The organism is Vibrio litoralis DSM 17657, assembly GCF_000426765.1.
GTDB lineage: Bacteria > Pseudomonadota > Gammaproteobacteria > Enterobacterales > Vibrionaceae > Vibrio > Vibrio litoralis.
On sequence record NZ_AUFZ01000017.1, the window covers coordinates 134,492 to 151,645 of the forward strand.

12 protein-coding genes are annotated in these 17,154 nt (G+C 41.3%); 8 read left to right on the forward strand and 4 right to left on the reverse strand.

Translation table 11 applies throughout. From position 1 onward, the window contains the following. Positions 1–73 precede the first annotated feature (73 nt). The 4 genes from yidA (at position 74) to K358_RS0106140 (ending at position 4,714) form a co-directional block, all read left to right on the forward strand. The gene (gene yidA, locus K358_RS0106125) at positions 74–880 is read left to right on the forward strand and encodes a sugar-phosphatase (RefSeq protein WP_027695991.1); all 807 of its coding nucleotides are present in this window, start codon (positions 74–76) and stop codon (positions 878–880) included. A gap of 173 nt (positions 881–1,053) precedes the next feature. Continuing rightward, a complete protein-coding gene (locus K358_RS18165) occupies positions 1,054–3,510 on the forward strand; it encodes a zinc/cadmium/mercury/lead-transporting ATPase (RefSeq protein WP_244875230.1) in 2,457 nt (818 codons plus the stop codon). An 84-nt stretch (positions 3,511–3,594) separates the two neighbouring features. Next, a complete protein-coding gene (locus K358_RS0106135) occupies positions 3,595–3,903 on the forward strand; it encodes a PTS fructose transporter subunit IIB (protein WP_027695992.1) in 309 nt (102 codons plus the stop codon). Further along, complete coding sequence (locus K358_RS0106140) at positions 3,893–4,714, forward strand: PTS sugar transporter subunit IIA (protein ID WP_027695993.1); 822 nt, start codon at positions 3,893–3,895, stop codon at positions 4,712–4,714. Before K358_RS0106135 ends, K358_RS0106140 begins: the two co-directional genes overlap by 11 nt. Before the next feature lie 122 nt (positions 4,715–4,836). On the opposite strand, the gene rnk is transcribed toward K358_RS0106140, so the two are convergent. Further along, on the reverse strand, positions 4,837–5,250 hold the full coding sequence (gene rnk / locus K358_RS0106145; protein WP_027695994.1) for a nucleoside diphosphate kinase regulator: 414 nt from the start codon (positions 5,248–5,250) through the stop codon (positions 4,837–4,839). A 275-nt stretch (positions 5,251–5,525) separates the two neighbouring features. Next, positions 5,526–6,377, reverse strand: a complete 852-nt coding sequence (locus K358_RS0106150) for a helix-turn-helix transcriptional regulator (RefSeq protein ID WP_027695995.1) — start codon at positions 6,375–6,377, stop codon at positions 5,526–5,528. Between the two features lie 196 nt (positions 6,378–6,573). On the opposite strand from K358_RS0106150, the gene K358_RS0106155 reads away from it, so the two are divergent. The 4 genes from K358_RS0106155 to K358_RS0106170 all read left to right on the forward strand — a co-directional run bounded on the left by K358_RS0106155 (position 6,574) and on the right by K358_RS0106170 (position 13,323). Further along, on the forward strand, positions 6,574–8,466 hold the full coding sequence (locus K358_RS0106155) for a PTS fructose transporter subunit IIABC (protein WP_027695996.1): 1,893 nt from the start codon (positions 6,574–6,576) through the stop codon (positions 8,464–8,466). 140 nt (positions 8,467–8,606) lie between these two features. Further along, on the forward strand, positions 8,607–9,794 hold the full coding sequence (gene manA / locus K358_RS0106160; protein WP_027695997.1) for a mannose-6-phosphate isomerase, class I: 1,188 nt from the start codon (positions 8,607–8,609) through the stop codon (positions 9,792–9,794). A 170-nt stretch (positions 9,795–9,964) separates the two neighbouring features. Continuing rightward, on the forward strand, positions 9,965–11,482 hold the full coding sequence (locus tag K358_RS0106165; RefSeq protein ID WP_027695998.1) for a hypothetical protein: 1,518 nt from the start codon (positions 9,965–9,967) through the stop codon (positions 11,480–11,482). A gap of 248 nt (positions 11,483–11,730) precedes the next feature. Further along, on the forward strand, positions 11,731–13,323 hold the full coding sequence (locus K358_RS0106170) for an ABC-F family ATPase (RefSeq protein ID WP_027695999.1): 1,593 nt from the start codon (positions 11,731–11,733) through the stop codon (positions 13,321–13,323). 114 nt (positions 13,324–13,437) lie between these two features. On the opposite strand, the gene K358_RS0106175 is transcribed toward K358_RS0106170, so the two are convergent. Then, positions 13,438–14,628, reverse strand: a complete 1,191-nt coding sequence (locus tag K358_RS0106175; RefSeq protein ID WP_027696000.1) for an acetate/propionate family kinase — start codon at positions 14,626–14,628, stop codon at positions 13,438–13,440. A 329-nt stretch (positions 14,629–14,957) separates the two neighbouring features. Further along, entirely contained in the window at positions 14,958–16,832 is a 1,875-nt protein-coding gene (locus tag K358_RS0106180; RefSeq protein ID WP_027696001.1) for a DEAD/DEAH box helicase, read from the reverse strand. Positions 16,833–17,154 lie beyond the last annotated feature (322 nt).

Genomic DNA, 17,154 nt, shown 5'->3' on the forward strand with positions numbered 1-17,154 from the left:
ATAATAAAATGGTAGTATTGCAGAGATAAAATGAATACTACTATTGCCTCTCTCGTTGTAAGGATTCGATTCAATGTACAAACTTATCGCTGTCGATATGGACGGAACGCTATTAAATGGTTCTGGCAAAATTTCTGAACACAATAAACAAGCTATTGCCCAAGCAAGACAACAAGGTGTTCATGTTGTACTGGCATCAGGTCGCCCACTGGATGGTATGCGTGCAGCACTTAATGAATTAGGTATGACTCAAGATAGTGATTATGTCATCAGCTATAACGGTTCATTAGTTCAAACTGTGGCAAGCAATACCATGATTCGCCAAGAAATTCTTACTGGTAAAGATGCAAAGTTATTAAATGACTGGGCGCAACGCTTAAATGTTTTCATTCATGCTTTTTCTCTTGAGCAAGGTTTAATTAGCCCACAATCTAACCCGTACACTACCCATGAATCGGAAATCAACGGCATCACATTAACTGAGCGCCCTTTTGAAACGCTTGATGACGCGGATCCAATTTTAAAAGTGATGATGGTTGAAGAAGAAGGAAAGCTCACTCAAGCGATTGAACAAATTACAAATGAGCTACATCAGAAATTTACCATTGTTCGTAGCGCCCCTTTCTTTTTAGAATTTATGAACCCTACCAGTGACAAAGGCTCTGGCGTACAAGCTTTAGCTAATCACCTAGGTATTCTGGCATCGGAAGTGATGACATTAGGTGATGCCGGTAATGATCACCACATGTTGGAATACGCGGGTTTAGGGATTGCAATGGGTAATGCGACGGAAGCAACCAAGCAAATTGCAGACTATGTCACTGAAACTAACGAAAACAGCGGCGTTGCTCTGGCCATTGAGAAGTTTGTCCTCAAGTAATCTAATCTACTAATCATAAACTTATATTACGCACTAGATTCATTTGATCGAGTGCGTTTTTTATGTTTCAACACCAATTCACTCATTTTATTTGCCAATTTTCAAATTCAGTGTTGACCTTAGAGTATACTCCAAGGTGTAAAGTTACCTTATCAGCCTAAGGGAGCTTCATTATGACAACGAATAATATTAAAAGACTTCACAATATTTCATCCATACAAACTTTATCAAAGCCAGATTCGAAGTGTAGTTCATCTGCGTCTCATGATAATAGCGAAGAGGTTATGCCTAACATCACCGAACACGCAAGTAAAGAATGGGTTGAAGAGTGGAAAGTATCTGGAATGGATTGCCCTTCTTGCGCGAAAAAGATCGAAAATGCTGTGAATAAATTAGATGGCGTGCTATCTGCTAATGTAAAGTTTACTACTGAAAAGTTAGTAGTTAGTTTACGTGATGCATCACTAAAGTCAGAGGTAGAAAAAGCTATCGAGAAAGCTGGTTTTTCTTCTACCTCACTATCATCACAGCAACAAAGCTGGAAAATAGCGGGTATGGATTGTCCATCGTGCGCGCAAAAAATTGAGAAAGCGGTGTCTAAAATCGAAGGCATTCAAACAGTTCAAGTGCTCTTTGCCACTGAAAAACTCTTAGTCAATTTCAACCAACCAGCCAACGCTGAACAAATTGAACAAGCTTGTCAAAATGCTGGCTTTTCTATCAAGAACTTGAATGAAGCGAGTGTTGAAAATTCAAGTGCAAAACCATCTAACCTCATTCGGGATAACTTACAAATAATCAGTATTTCTGTGGCGATGCTAGTTGGCGTCATAACGAAAATTTTGTCGCCAGAAATGAGTGAGTGGATATTTATCCTAACGTGCTTGTTGGGGTTATTACCTATTGGTAAAAAAGCCATTCAACTGGCAAGATCTGGTACACCTTTTGCTATCGAAACCTTAATGACCGTTGCTGCTTTAGGGGCGCTTTATTTAGGTGAAACGATTGAAGCTGCAATGGTATTACTTCTTTTTCTGATTGGTGAACGATTAGAAGCGTTCGCAGCATCAAGAGCGCGAAGTGGTGTGCAGAGCTTAATGGCATTGGTACCAGAAAACGCCACTAAAATCATTGATGGTGAACGCGTACAGGTTTCTGCTGCATCATTACAACCCGGTGATATCGTCGAGGTTTCTCCTGGTTCTCGCTTACCGGCAGATGGGCAATTACAGGATGATAATGCCAGTTTTGATGAAAGTGCACTGACCGGTGAGTCGATTCCGGTTGAACATCAAAAAGGTGACAACGTAATGGCTGGTTCCATTGCAACTGACCGTGTAGTGCGCTTTATGATCACTTCAAAACAAGGTGAAAATGCCATCGACCGCATTTTACATTTAATTGAAGATGCCGAATCTCGCAAAGCGCCTCTCGAGCGTTTTCTAGATAAATTCAGCCGCTGGTACACGCCATTAATGATGTTGGTTGCGTTGTTGGTCATTATCACGCCACCATTATTGTTTGCTCAAACTTGGGATACTTGGATCTACCGTGGTTTGGCGTTACTGTTAATTGCTTGCCCTTGTGCGCTAGTCATTTCTATCCCCGCGGCCATAACCTCTGGTTTAGCTACGGCAGCCCGCCGAGGTGCATTAATTAAAGGCGGTGCAGCATTAGAACAATTAGGTAAAGTTTCCGTCATGGCCTTTGATAAAACGGGCACCCTGACCCAAGGGAAACCTGATGTCACCGACATTATTGCCTTAAATGAAACCGACAAAGAAGATCTCATGCGCTACGCAGGTGCGGTTGAAATAGGTTCAAGCCACCCACTCGCCACATCGTTAATTCGTAAAATAGAAGCCGATGGAATCACCATTCCTGAAGCTAAAAACAAACAAGCTTTGGCTGGTGTCGGTGTTCAAGGAGAAGTTGATGAGCAACTTATTCAATTAATGTCGCCATCTAAATTAACGATGACATTAGATCAAGCAACGAGACAAACCGTTCATCGGCTTGAAGAACAAGGTAAAACGGTGGTTATTGTAACTTACAATCATCACACCGCCATTGGTATTATTGCTTGGCAAGATACATTAAGAAGCGATGCTAAACAGGCCATTCAAGCGCTACATCGATTAGGCATCCGTTCCATTATGTTAACTGGTGATAATCCAAGAAGTGCTGAGGCCATTAGTCGCCAGCTATCAATGGAGTATAAAGCGAGCTTATTGCCCCAAGATAAAGTGAATTTTGTTGAACAATTAGCTAAGCAGTCGCAGGTTGCGATGGTCGGCGATGGTATCAATGATGCTCCCGCAATGAAGGCGGCTAGCGTAAGTGTTGCCATGGGCGGAGGAACCGATGTAGCACTAGAAACGGCAGATTCAGCTATTACTCACAATCGATTGACTGAGTTGCCCGCTATGATTGAACTTTCTCAGGCAACTATAGCTAACATTCGTCAAAACGTAAGCTTAGCATTAGGGCTTAAAGCGGTATTCTTAGTCACGAGTTTGTTGGGCATGACTGGCCTATGGGTCGCGGTATTAGCTGATACAGGGGCAACGGCATTAGTGACCTTAAATGCACTGAGGTTGCTTCGATTTAAGCCGAAAAGTACCGATTAGATAAAAAGTTGATACAAAACAAGTTGAAACTTATGGCCTCAGAAGTATGATGTTGCGATTAAAGTTACCAAATAGGAAATGCCGATGAAAATCGTTGCTGTTACTGCTTGTCCAACCGGAATCGCGCATACTTATATGGCTGCTGAGGCCTTGATTAAATCTGCTGCACAGGCGCAAATTAACATTCATGTTGAAACGCAAGGTGCAATGGGAATCGACAATAAGCTCACTTATAAAGATATCAGCTTAGCTCAACTGGTTTTAATCGCGTCAGATATTGAAATTGAGCAAGCTGATCGATTTGAACAAGCACACACCATTCAAGTTTCTATCGAAGATGTTCTTATCAACCCAGACACGGTCATTCAGCGCTGCATAGCTTATGCAAAATAAGCGTATTACCTTCTACCTAGGTTCAACTGGGCTACCAACCTGGTTGATTAAAGGTATTCATCAACAAGTAAAACCTTTTGTGGGTAGTGTCAATTTAATTAAAGTGCAATCCCTGCAACAGGTCGATGTCAAAGACTACCTCAGTGCGATGACATTAGCGTTTCACCCTTTCGAACTTTGCCAGCTGGTATTAACTGGAGAAAATGCCGAGCAATATCAATCGCAATTAATCAACTTCTTGCAAACAGATTGCTTTGTGATTGAAACACCAGCTACCAACGCTTCTACCACGTCCAATAACAGCCTATTTCAAATCCAATGCTTTGATATTGAAAAAGAATTAAACAACTTTACCAAGCTTTATACTGCCTTATTTTTTAAGCAAAAAGATACCGAACCAAAAGACCAATTGATTCAAAAACAATATTGCTTAAAAAGATTGTCTCAGCTAACCCAAAATCAAGATAGCCAAGCGATAGAAGAAGCGTTGAAAAAACGTGAAGCCTTGTCGTCGACAGCGATGGCCAATGGCATTGCCCTTCCTCATCTACTTAATGCTGCAATTGATAAACCACAGCTAATTATATTAACCACCAACACGCCTTTAGATTGGGGAAGTAATTTTCCACCGGTCACACATATCATTGCTGTAATGCTACCGATTGATGCGAGTAAGCCGACCTTATTGGCGGTAAGGCATTTGGCAACGGCTTTAGTTAATTCCGATATTAATCAATTTATTTGTCAGCATAAGCACCATTCGGAACTACAAGCCATCATCACTTGTTTTTTGAAATTGGATAAATTTTGAATGCAAAGTGCTCAAAATAAATGGGTAGCACCTTTGCGCTCTACTTGACAGTGGCTATCATACCAACGCCTCAAAAACCGGCGCAGCCTTGCTGCGCCCGAATGTGCTTTGAATTGTTAGGTTTACATTTGGTAATCGCCAGCTCTTTCTGGTTGATAAGTGATTTCTGTGATCTTCACTTTTAGAAAACCACCTCCTGGCTTTGGCCACTCAATTTGATCGCCGATTGAAAGCCCCAATAATGCGCTCCCTACAGGAGCCAAAATGGATATTGTTTTTCCATTTGAAGCTACATTTTTCGGATATACCAAAGTTAACTCAAATTCTTTCTGACTAGATTCAACAAAAAAACGTACTGTAGAATTCATTGTAACGATGCTTTCAGGTATTTCGTTAAGCTCTACGAGCTTCGCACGACTAAGCTCCTCTTCCAACTCTTCGATACCGGGCACGCTATTTTTTGGTAAAGAATCGATGAGAGAGTACAATCTTTCTGAATCAAGCGATGATAGTATTATTTCTGGCCTGCTTTTCATTTCTACCTCATTAATTAGACATGGAACTCTTGGTTATTATGTAATCGTGAAAGTTAGCAATTCTCTAACAGACTAATGCCACAACGGTCGGCTTTGATGCTTTTGTTAGGTATTAATTGCACGCATTAGTTCATTGTAATTTTTACAATATATGATTTTGTCTTCATATTGCGATGTGAATCATATTATCAGTATCACATCCTCTATTCCATTGCCATGATTCAGCAAAAGACGAGAATGTTTCCTTTCGAAACGAACCTAACAGAATACACAAACTACTCCACATACATGACGCGAAACTCACTCGGCGTTCTACCTGTTTTATTCTTAAACACTCGAAAGAAGTAGTTCACATCGTTATAACCACAGCGCAAAGCCACTTCACTTAAACGAAATGAATAACGAGTCAGCATGAATTTCGCCCGCTCTAATCGAACCCAGGTAATGTAATCGGCCAAGCGCATGTGTCCCTGTTGACGAAACAATCGTGAAAGGTGATTTGGGCTAATATTAAATCGGTGTGCGATACTGTCTCGAGTGATATTGCGGTGGAAATTTTCTTGTATATAAATACATATCCCTTGATAAAGATCTTCACTCCGGCTTTGCGATGATAAGTCAGGAGACAGCAACATACCATGGCAATAAGTCATCAAAGCCATTAATAAATGCCCCCCCGTAGGGTGAACGTTCTTTTCTTTGGATAACGTATTTAACGCGCTGAGAATATGGTCTATCGCATGGCCAGTACGAGTTTGAATACTGTGCTTTTGTACATCAAAAAACTTGGCTTCCCCTTTTCTTTTTTCAACCAAACTAAAACCGAGTTGGCGCTTACCAAGCAATAAGCTCAACACACAACAATCGGTTTCCCATTCAGGCTTATTCCAACTATTAGGTGGAATATACAAAATATCCCCCGGCAAAATTTTCACCTTAGTCACACCAAAATCAGGATCTTCAATTTCATTGATGTACTCACCGGTGATCACAAATTCCATACGGGGAAAGTTCACTTGATAACTAAAAGGCGGTGGTGTGGTGTGATCATGGGCAAACCACACGCGATTAAAATGCTCACGATCGGATAGCACACCTTCTAGTACATTAATAAAAGTTTGATTCATTCGGTACAACAGCCTTGGATTATTTAGTGAGTGTATACGCTATATAACACCACTTAATTTACCAGTGATCGGGATCACAAACAATTTTAGTTGTTACAATAATCCAGTAAATGCCACTTATGTGCACTATTCTTTAACGAATAATTCAACAACAATTCATATCAACAATACATAAATACTAATAATAGGTACTGCCATGATTACCCAGTTGATTAATGCAAAACTAATCTGCTTAGATCTAAAAGCGACCACCAAGGACGAAGTGTTCAATGAAATGGTGGCGATTTTAGATGCCCAAGGAAAGCTCAGCGATAAAGCACAATTTTTGAAAGATATTTATGCTCGTGAAGAAATTGGTAACACGGGTTTTGAGGAAGGTGTGGCGATTCCGCACGCAAAAAGTGCAGCGGTAGCAGAGCCAGCGGTAGCGATTGGTATCAGCCGTTCTGGTATTGAATATGGCGCTGAAGATGGTGAAGATTCAAAACTATTCTTTATGATCGCCTCTCCCGATGGTGGTGCTGATCATCATATCGAAGTATTAGCAGAGCTATCATCAAAATTAATCGAAGATGGTTTTATTGAAGCATTTTTCAAAGCTGAATCATCGGAAGCAGCTTTAGCTTTACTACTTGAAAAGAAAGAAGTTGAAAACACGGTTGCGGCGGATAAAGGCTTAATCATTGGTGTAACAGGTTGCCCTGCGGGTATTGCACACACCTACTTAGCCGCTGAAGGTTTGGAAAAAGCCGCTGCTGAAATGGGTTACGAAATTAAAGTCGAAACCAATGGCTCGATTGGTGTTAAGAATGCGCCTACTCAAGAAGAAATAGACCGCGCAGTCGCCATCGTAGTGAGCTGTGATAAGCAAGTTGATATGACTCGTTTTAACGGTAAAAAGCTAATTCAAACTAGCGTAAAAGCGCCGATCAGTAATGGTAAAGGCGTCATTCAACAAGCTCTCGATGCTGCGCCTTATCAAGCCGATGCGAGTAGTAATACCAAAGAAGAAAAATCTGGTGCGAATTCTGGTCGATCAAACCTTTACCGTTACCTAATGAATGGCGTATCACATATGATCCCATTTGTGGTAACTGGTGGTTTGATGATCGCCCTTTCATTAGCTATTGGTGGTGAACCTACTCCAAACGGCATGCAAATCCCCGATGGTAGCCTATGGAACCAAGTATTAAATGTCGGTGTGGTAGCATTCACCTTGATGATTCCGATTCTTGCAGGCTATATTGCCTATGCCATCGGTGATCGTGCCGCACTTGCTCCGGGTTTCATTGGTGGTTGGATTGCTAATAACGGCTCTTTTTATGACGCAGATGCAGGTACAGGCTTTATCGGTGCCATTATTGCAGGTCTGCTAGTGGGCTACTTTGTTCGCTTTATCGCGCAACGTGAATACCACAAAATGATCGCGCCGCTTGTACCTATCATGATTGCTCCAATCTTGGGTACGGTATTTATTGCTTCATTGTTTATCTTTGTCATTGGCGCACCAATCGCTGATCTAATGCAGTGGCTAAACGCAGTACTAACTGAAATGAGCACGGGTAACGTCGTTCTACTCGGTATTGTTCTTGGTGGTATGGCTGGTTTCGATATGGGTGGTCCATTCAATAAGGTAGCCTTCCTGTTCTCTGTCGGCATGATTGCCAACGGCCAAACTCAATTCATGGGTGCAATGGCGGTGGCTATTCCAATCGCGCCTTTAGGTATGGCTCTAGCAACAATAATCGGTCGAAAGTTTGGTATCTTTGAAGACAGCGAAATCGAAACAGGTAAAGCTGCCGGCGCCATGGGCTTAGTTGGTATCTCTGAAGGTGCAATTCCATTTGCCGCGCAAGATCCACTGTCAGTAATCCCAGCAAACGTACTTGGCTCTATGGTTGGCGCAGTAATGGCATTCTCATTCGGCATCACTAACAGCGTAGCTCACGGTGGCCCAGTGGTTGCCCTACTAGGTGCAATGAATAAACCATTGTTAGCGCTTTTCTGTATGGCAACAGGTGCAGTGGTAACCGCCGTTGTGTGTGTAGCGTTGAAAAAAATGCGCCAAGCAAAAATGGCAACAGCTTAATCAGATCTTAGTAACTTCTGAACACTTTTAATTTAATGCAGGCTATAATGCCTGCATTGCTTTTTCCAAAAATTTAACTTTTTATATCCTAGGAAAGTCGAGTAACACTTTGACCATAGGTATAGTCGTAAGGGATTATTATGAAAGCTCTTCCTCCATTTTTACTCATGCAAAACGTTATTCAAGATTATGCATGGGGTAGTACTTCATCTATTCAACAATTATTCGATATTCCAAACCCTGAGAACAAGCCACAGGCTGAAATCTGGATGGGTGCACACTCGAACGGCTGCTCTCAAGTCGAGATAAACGGTGAGTTCGTTCGTTTAGATAGTGTCATTGACCAAGACAAAACCACAATATTAGGCGAACGCACTGAAACACGTTTTAATGAACTCCCTTACCTGTTTAAGGTTTTGGCCGCAGAAAAAGCCCTATCGATTCAAGTTCATCCAAGTAAACAAGCAGCAGAAATTGGCTTTGAAAAAGAAAACCAAGCAGGAATTGATTTAAAAGCGGCGAATCGTAACTACAAAGATCCAAACCATAAACCTGAATTGGTCTACGCATTAACGCCCTATCAAGCAATGAATGGTTTCCGTGATTTTAAAGATATCATTCGTATGTTTGAAACGGTGAACGCCCCTACTCTACAAGCACAGGTTGCGGCACTAAAAGCCAATCAAACCGAATCAGGGCTAAGCCAGTTTTTCGAAGCTATTTTGTCCCTAACCGGTGAAGCGAAAGACTCTTCGATTCAGGCTTTAATGGCTCACGCTCAAGAGTACAAAGGCAACGAACTCGCTGACCTACTAATTGAACTAGAAAAACAGTACCCAGGTGATGTTGGTTTATTTGCCCCATTGATGCTGCATGTGATCACGCTAAAACCGGGTGAAGCAATGTTCCTTGATGCGTGTACTCCACATGCTTACATCAAAGGCACTGGCTTAGAAATCATGGCGAACTCAGACAACGTACTACGCGCAGGTTTAACACCAAAGTATATGGATGTGCCTGAGCTAATTGCCAATACAATCTGTAAGCCGAAGCCTAGTGATGAAATTCTTCTTGCACCTATTGAAGAAAAAAACACTAAGCACTACCCAATTCCAGTCGATGACTTCAAGTTTAGTATTTATGAATGCGAGGCTAATTTAACGTGCGACAGCGCTGAAATCATTTTTGCGATTGATGGCGATGTGACACTCACACATTCAAATGGTTATGTACTTATGCTGACCAAAGGGCAATCGGCCTTTATTCCGTGTTCTGTAGGTGAATATAAAGTATTAAGTTCAGGTCATTTTGCCAGAGCCTATAACTGATTCTTGTAATAAAGGGCTCAATTCCATTTCTTAGAAGATTTGGTTGAAAACATAAACCGTGCCAAACTTAATCTGTGGCACGGTTTTTTGTTCTTATCCGACCTCTTATTGCCCACTTGGATAATAAAACAAAGATGGTAAGATTTGGCTTCCAAAAAATAGGATTCCCCATGCTAAAAAAATTATTACTGGCTACAACCGTTTGTATCGCCCTTTCAGCTTGTAACGATTCTTCAAGTAGCTCGAACACTGAGCCATCTGACCCATTGGAAACATTAACTTTCGAGAACATCTCTAGTGTATCGAGTATTGCACGTGTTGAAACATCAAGTGAAGATGGTAGTCACTTAATTGGCTTTGATACGAATGGCGCACCAATTGGGGATATTTCCAATATGGGTGTGGAAGAGTTCACTCCAACTTCAGATGGTGGTTTTGTTGTTGAGGTTAGTGAGAATCATAAGGCCATCTATAAATACACTCAGGGATTCGCTCCCGTTGAAGAAACTGATGAATCAACCACTGCAATAAAAAAACTGATTGAATCCGTCAGTAATGACAAACCTATTGTTGATATCACGCAAAATTTTCGCCGCCCAGTTTGGTACTACGTAAACTCTCAAGGCGATTACTACCTTATTAGTCACAAACGTGACCTACCATCATTCATGGGAGAAAACTCCGAAGGCCTTCTCATCTTTTCTAATGGTGAAACATTTAACACCATAACCAAACGTACGGGTCAAAGGTTTAACGATATTGAACTTGATGCTCAATCCATTATTGATGCGATATCTACTATCAAAAATCCCGATCAAGATGACTCAGAATCAATTAAAAAAGTCATAACTAATTTAGTGACACAGAATAAAATTGAGAAAACCACTGATATTAACTTAATGAATGATGACAGTTTTATTGCTATCAGTCCTACTGTAGGAAATGTGTTGATAGAAAGCACTACGAATAAAAATGTATCTCTCGATGAAGATTCACTATGCTCTAGTTTTTCTATTCCCCAAAAAACCATTTGCAAAACAGTAATCAAAACAATTAATGGTGGCCTCTCAAAAATAACCTTAGATACAAAAGTTAAAGACTTAGGCGGCGTCACTCAAATGTTACCAACGCCTAACTCTAAATTTACTCTACTTGATACAGGTCTATTAAGTAATGATGGGAACTTAGATCAAACCTATTCAGGTGGTTGGAGTGGTGAATCTACAGTACACAATGACTCATCATTGTTACTGAGCACTTCTATCAATAATCAAAATTGTGGGGCAAGCAGCCCACTACAATGTATATACTCGATTTCAATTAATGGCTCTGACCAGCTAGAAGCTGCAGAAATTAGCTCCAATGGTTTTAATACAAGCAACTATGAAGGCCAAATCGAAGGCGGTCAACAAAACTACCTATGGGTAAACGATAGCTACATTGTGATTAAAGAGGCAACTCAAATATCAATCATAGATAGAGCCGATAACAATAAACTATTAGACCCTGTTCTTGCTGGTACTGAGATTGATACCATTAACCTAACGTATGATAACAATCTGTACATTACGGCGACGGACTCATCAAACACACCTGCAGCTTACATCTACGATATTACTACCGATACAATGAGTAACGACATCTCAAATGGCGAAAAACTACACGCCCTAAAAGCATTAATTAAGTAGCTTTTCGCTCCATAATATAAAGATCACACTAGGCGCTTATCTTTCCCAAGGTAAGCGCTTTTTTGTGTAATATCAATTCGAACAAATAACGGATCATCTTTAATGAAAAGAAAGAAAATTCAAAATTTGACGGGTATCACATAAGCTTTTAATCGTCTATAATGCGCGCTAATTCATCATCACTGACCGACGGATTATTTCATGCGTCAGTGATTAAAATGTAAAGATTAAACCTGAGGAATGCCGTTATCTTAAGCACAGCGAACATCACCATGCAATTTGGTGCTAAACCCCTATTCGAAAACATCTCTGTTAAATTTGGTGACGGTAACCGTTACGGCCTGATTGGTGCGAACGGCTGTGGCAAATCAACCTTCATGAAAATATTAAGTGGTGAACTTGAGCCTAGCTCTGGTAACGTGAGTGTTGATCCTAACGAACGCGTTGCAAAGTTGAATCAGGATCAGTTTGCTTACGAAGAGTTTACGGTAATTGATACGGTCGTTATGGGCCATAAAGAGCTTTGGGAAATCAAAGTTGAACGTGACCGCATCTACTCTTTAGCTGAAATGAGCGAAGAAGATGGCATGAAAGTAGCCGATCTTGAAACCCAATTTGCTGAAATGGACGGTTATACCGCAGAATCTCGTGCGGGCGATTTACTATTATCAGTAGGTATTCCAACGGAACAACACTGGGGTCCAATGAGCGAAATTGCTCCAGGTTGGAAACTACGTGTTCTTTTGGCTCAAGTATTATTTGCTGATCCAAACATTATGTTACTTGATGAACCAACCAACAACTTGGATATGGATACTATTCACTGGTTAGAAGACACATTAAATCAACGTAACTGCACCATGATCATCATCTCGCATGACCGTCACTTCTTAAACTCAGTGTGCACTCATATGGCAGACATCGACTACGGTGAACTGCGTCTTTACCCTGGTAACTATGATGATTACATGTTTGCGGCCACTCAAGCTCGCGAGCGTCTACTCGCTGATAATGCTAAGAAGAAAGCGCAAATTGCTGAACTACAAACATTCGTTTCTCGTTTTTCGGCAAACGCATCAAAAGCGAAACAAGCAACTTCTCGTGCTAAACAAATTGATAAAATTCAATTAGATGAAGTAAAAGCATCAAGTCGCCAAAACCCATTCATTCGTTTTGAGCAAAGCAAAGAACTGTTCCGTAATGCACTTATCGTTGAAGACTTAAGCCAAGGTTTCGAAACCACACTGTACTCTGATTTCAACGCAATTTTCGAAGTAGGTGAACGTGTTGCGATTATCGGTGAAAACGGCGTGGGTAAAACAACCCTACTGAATACACTAGCAGGTAATCTAGAGCCTAAAACAGGTAGCTACAAATGGTCTGAAAATTCAAACATTGGCTACTACGCTCAAGATCATGCACATGAGTTTGCTGAAAACCTAAAAGTTTTTGATTGGATGGCACAATGGCGTCAAGAAGGTGACGACGAGCAAGTAGTACGTAGCTTCCTTGGTCGTATGCTATTTGGTCAAGATGACATCAAAAAAGATGTGCAAGTATTATCAGGTGGTGAGCAAGGCCGTATGCTGCTTGGTAAATTAATGATGCACAAACCAAACATGTTGCTAATGGATGAACCAACCAACCACATGGATATGGAATCAATTGAATCATTGAACTTGGCGCTTGAGAACTACAAAGGCACCCTATTCTTCGTATCGCACGATCGCCAGTTCGTATCATCGCTAGCCACTCGTATTCTTGAGATCCGTGATGGTCAAATCCATGATTTCCGCGGTACTTACGATGAGCTATTAAAAGCGCGTGCTGCGACAGCTTAAGCAATAAATTAAAGACTAAATACACAAAAGCGAGCCTCAACAGCTCGCTTTTTTATTGGCTCAACCTTGGAATATTAAGGCTGCTGATCTTTCAAGATCAACAACCTCAAATCATTACTTCATTAAAGCAACAGATTCTTGAGCAATTACAAACTCTTCATTAGTTGGGATAACCATCGCAATTGGTGAGTCTTCAGTGGTGATAATACCCTTTTCACCAAATCGAGCATCGGCATCAGCTTGAGCATTTTCCTTGTAACCGAAGATCTTAAGGTAGCTAAGAATTTCACTACGAATTGGTAGCGAGTTTTCACCGATACCACCAGTAAAGATAATACCGTCTAGGTTATCTAATGCTACCATGTATGAACCGATGTATTTTGCAACACGGTAAGTAAACACTTGGAATGCCAGTTTAGCCCCTTCATGGCCTTGTTCCATCGCTTCTAAAACGCCGCGCGCATCCGAAGTTAAGCCAGATACACCTAGGAAGCCTGATTTTTTGTTTAACGTGTCGAATACTTTTTCTGCAGACCAACCTTTGTTGATCAAGAACTCAATGATACCTGGATCTAAATCACCACAACGTGTACCCATCATCAGGCCAGAAAGTGGCGTGAAGCCCATGCTGGTATCAACACTCTTACCGTCTTTAATTGCACAAACCGAAGCACCATTACCTAAGTGAACAGAGATAAAGCTACACTCATCAACCGGTTTGTTGATCATCTTAGCGGCTTCACGACTTACAAAATAATGACTGGTACCGTGGAAACCATAACGACGGATCGCATACTCATCGTATAGCTTCTTATCAATCGCACCTGTGTAGGCTTTAGCTGGCATGGTTTGGTGGAAAGCTGTGTCGAATACAGCAAATTGAGGAAGAGATGGGAAAGCTTCTAGAGCGGCTTTAATACCAATGACATTAGCTGGAGCATGAAGTGGAGCAAGCTCTTTTACTGATTCAATATCTTTTAATACTTGTTGGTCAATCTGAACCGTTTTAGTGAACTTCTCACCACCATGAACAATTCGGTGGCCAATCGCAATAACATCATTGGTTAGGTTGTATTCATTGACAATATCGACCAATTTTTTTATGGCTAATTGGTGGTGATTTTCTTCACCAACAATGGAAAATTCTTGTTTGTTTCCTTGATACTTCCAACTCATTCTTGAGTCTTCGAGTCCAAAGCACTCACCTAACCCTGTTAAAGCGGCTTTGCCTGTTTGAGAGTCAATAACAGCGAATTTTAATGAAGAGCTGCCCGAGTTGATAACTAATACGTATTGATTTGACATGAGTTTCTCTTTTGTACGGTCTGTAGAGGTCTACACTATATTATAGTTTGCGTGTAGGTTTCATTACATTATTCAATATTTTTTTAATCTTTCAACTTTATTTTGGTAACTTCAGATATCTAAAAGAATTTGTTTGATATAAAACAAAGGATGATTTCTTTTAGTCATTAAATAATATACCCAAGTGACTATGGTCACGTTCAATTTTCCTTGCCTAAAGTTGGTTTTATTCCTGCTGTAACTCGCATCTTGAAGTTACTTGGGTATAAACGTAAAAAAGCCGAGATATCTCTATCTCGGCTTTTGTTTATATTTTAATGCTCTAGAGCTTAACCTTCACGGTTACCGCGTGGTGCTGGCTTACCAGCTGGTTTAGGGCCACGGTTACGGTCGAAACGACGCTCACCATTACCAGAGCCACCTTCACGACGACCGCGATGTCCTTCACCACCACGACCACGGAAACCGCCACCATCACGACCGCCGTCACGACGAGGACCACCAGAACGCGGGCCACGTGATTCACGGAAGTCATCAAAGTCACACACTACTGCGCCAACTTCTTTCTGACGAATACGTAATTTTTTAAGTTTACCCGCTACTTCTGAAGTCATTGCTTTAGGAAGCTGAACAAACGTATGGCCTTGAGCCAATTTGATTGCACCGATTGAATGCTTAGTTAAGCCAAGTTCGTTAGCAAGTGCGCCTACGATATCTTTCACTTGAACACCGCTATCACGGCCAACTTGTAATTGGTAAGTATCCCAATCTTGCTTAGTACCGCCGAATGAACGACCTCCGTCACGACCACCCGCATCACGAGGGTTTTCACGACGCTCTTTACGACGTTTGTTATCACGCTCAATCGCTTCGATCATTGGATCTGGGCCAGTGTAGAATAATGGACGCTTACCTTGCTGGCGTTGAAGGAGGATAGCGGCAAGTGTTGCGGCATCCACTTCTAAAGACGCTTGAAGTTTTTCAATTAACTCTGCAAAGTTTGCAATTGAGTTATTTGTTTTTTCAGCTTCTAGTTCAGCACTCAGTTGAACGAGACGAGCTTCAGCCACTTTATCGCGGTTAGGAAGTTGGATTTCTTCCATGCTTGATTTAGTCACACGCTCAATAGTGCGAAGCATACGAATTTGGTTAGTACGAACCAACAATACTGCTTTACCAGTACGTCCAGCACGGCCAGTACGGCCAATACGGTGGATGTAAGATTCAGTATCGAACGGGATATCGTAGTTGAATACGTGAGTAATACGTGGAACATCAAGACCACGAGCGACAACGTCTGTTGCAACTAGAATGTCAATTACGCCACGTTTAATGTTATCAACAGTACGCTCACGTTGTGCTTGAGGAATATCACCGTGCAATGCTGCAGACTTAAAGCCGCGCGCAGATAACCAATCCGATAGACGCTCAGTATCTTGACGAGTACGAACGAACACGATTGAAGCATCAGTATCTTCAGTTTCAAGTAGACGAGTCATTGCTTCGTCTTTTTCTACGCCCTTCACTACCCAGTATTGCTGCTCAACTTTAGCAACAGTACGGTTTTCACCAGCAACGTCAACGCGAGCTGGATTACGTAAGAAACGGTCAACAATAGTTTTCACCATCGGAGGCATAGTTGCAGAAAATAGTACACGTTGTGCTGTTTCTGGCGCTTGTTCCATGATCCAAGTTACATCATCAACAAAGCCCATTTTTAGCATTTCATCGGCTTCATCAAGAACGAAAGTTTTTACTTCATCAAGATGTAGAGTACGGCGATTGATTAAATCTTTAACACGACCAGGCGTACCAACAACAATGTGTGAGCCATTTTTAAGCGCACGCATTTGATCAACGATAGAAGCACCACCGTAGATTTCGATGACTTTTAAGCCTTTAATTTTTTGGCCAAGCGTTTTGATTTCTGCTGCTACTTGAATGGCAAGCTCACGGGTTGGTGCCATCACGATGGCTTGTGGCTTGTGTTGACCTAGGTCGATTTTATTTAGAACCGGTAAAGAGAACGCGGCTGTTTTACCAGTACCGGTTTGTGCTTTACCTAGTGCATCTTTACCTTCTAAAAGGAAAGGAATCGATGCTGCTTGAATTGGAGTTGGGGTTTCAAAGCCCATAGAGTTAAGTGCAGATAGAAGGTTTTCGTTTAGATCAAGATCGACGAATTTAATTTGATTTTCTGACATGGGGTTCCTACTAATTTTAAGGAAAATATCGGTCCCCTTCAGCTCAACTACCTCTAATACCTACCCTAACATCTAGTATCCATACACATCATGGATTAGGTAGAAAACGCCTTAAGCTGTTTCGGGACATCATTAAGGGAGGCGCATTCTGCCTGATATACATAAAAAAAGCCAGAGAAAATTGAATTTCATCACACTTTTGTTCAAATTAGGCCGAATTCTACAAAAACTGTCCTATCCCCTTTAATTTTAGCCGTCTAGCCGTTGCTTAGGTTACATTTTTATTACCTAATACAAACCGCAACAACTTTAAAGCCGCATT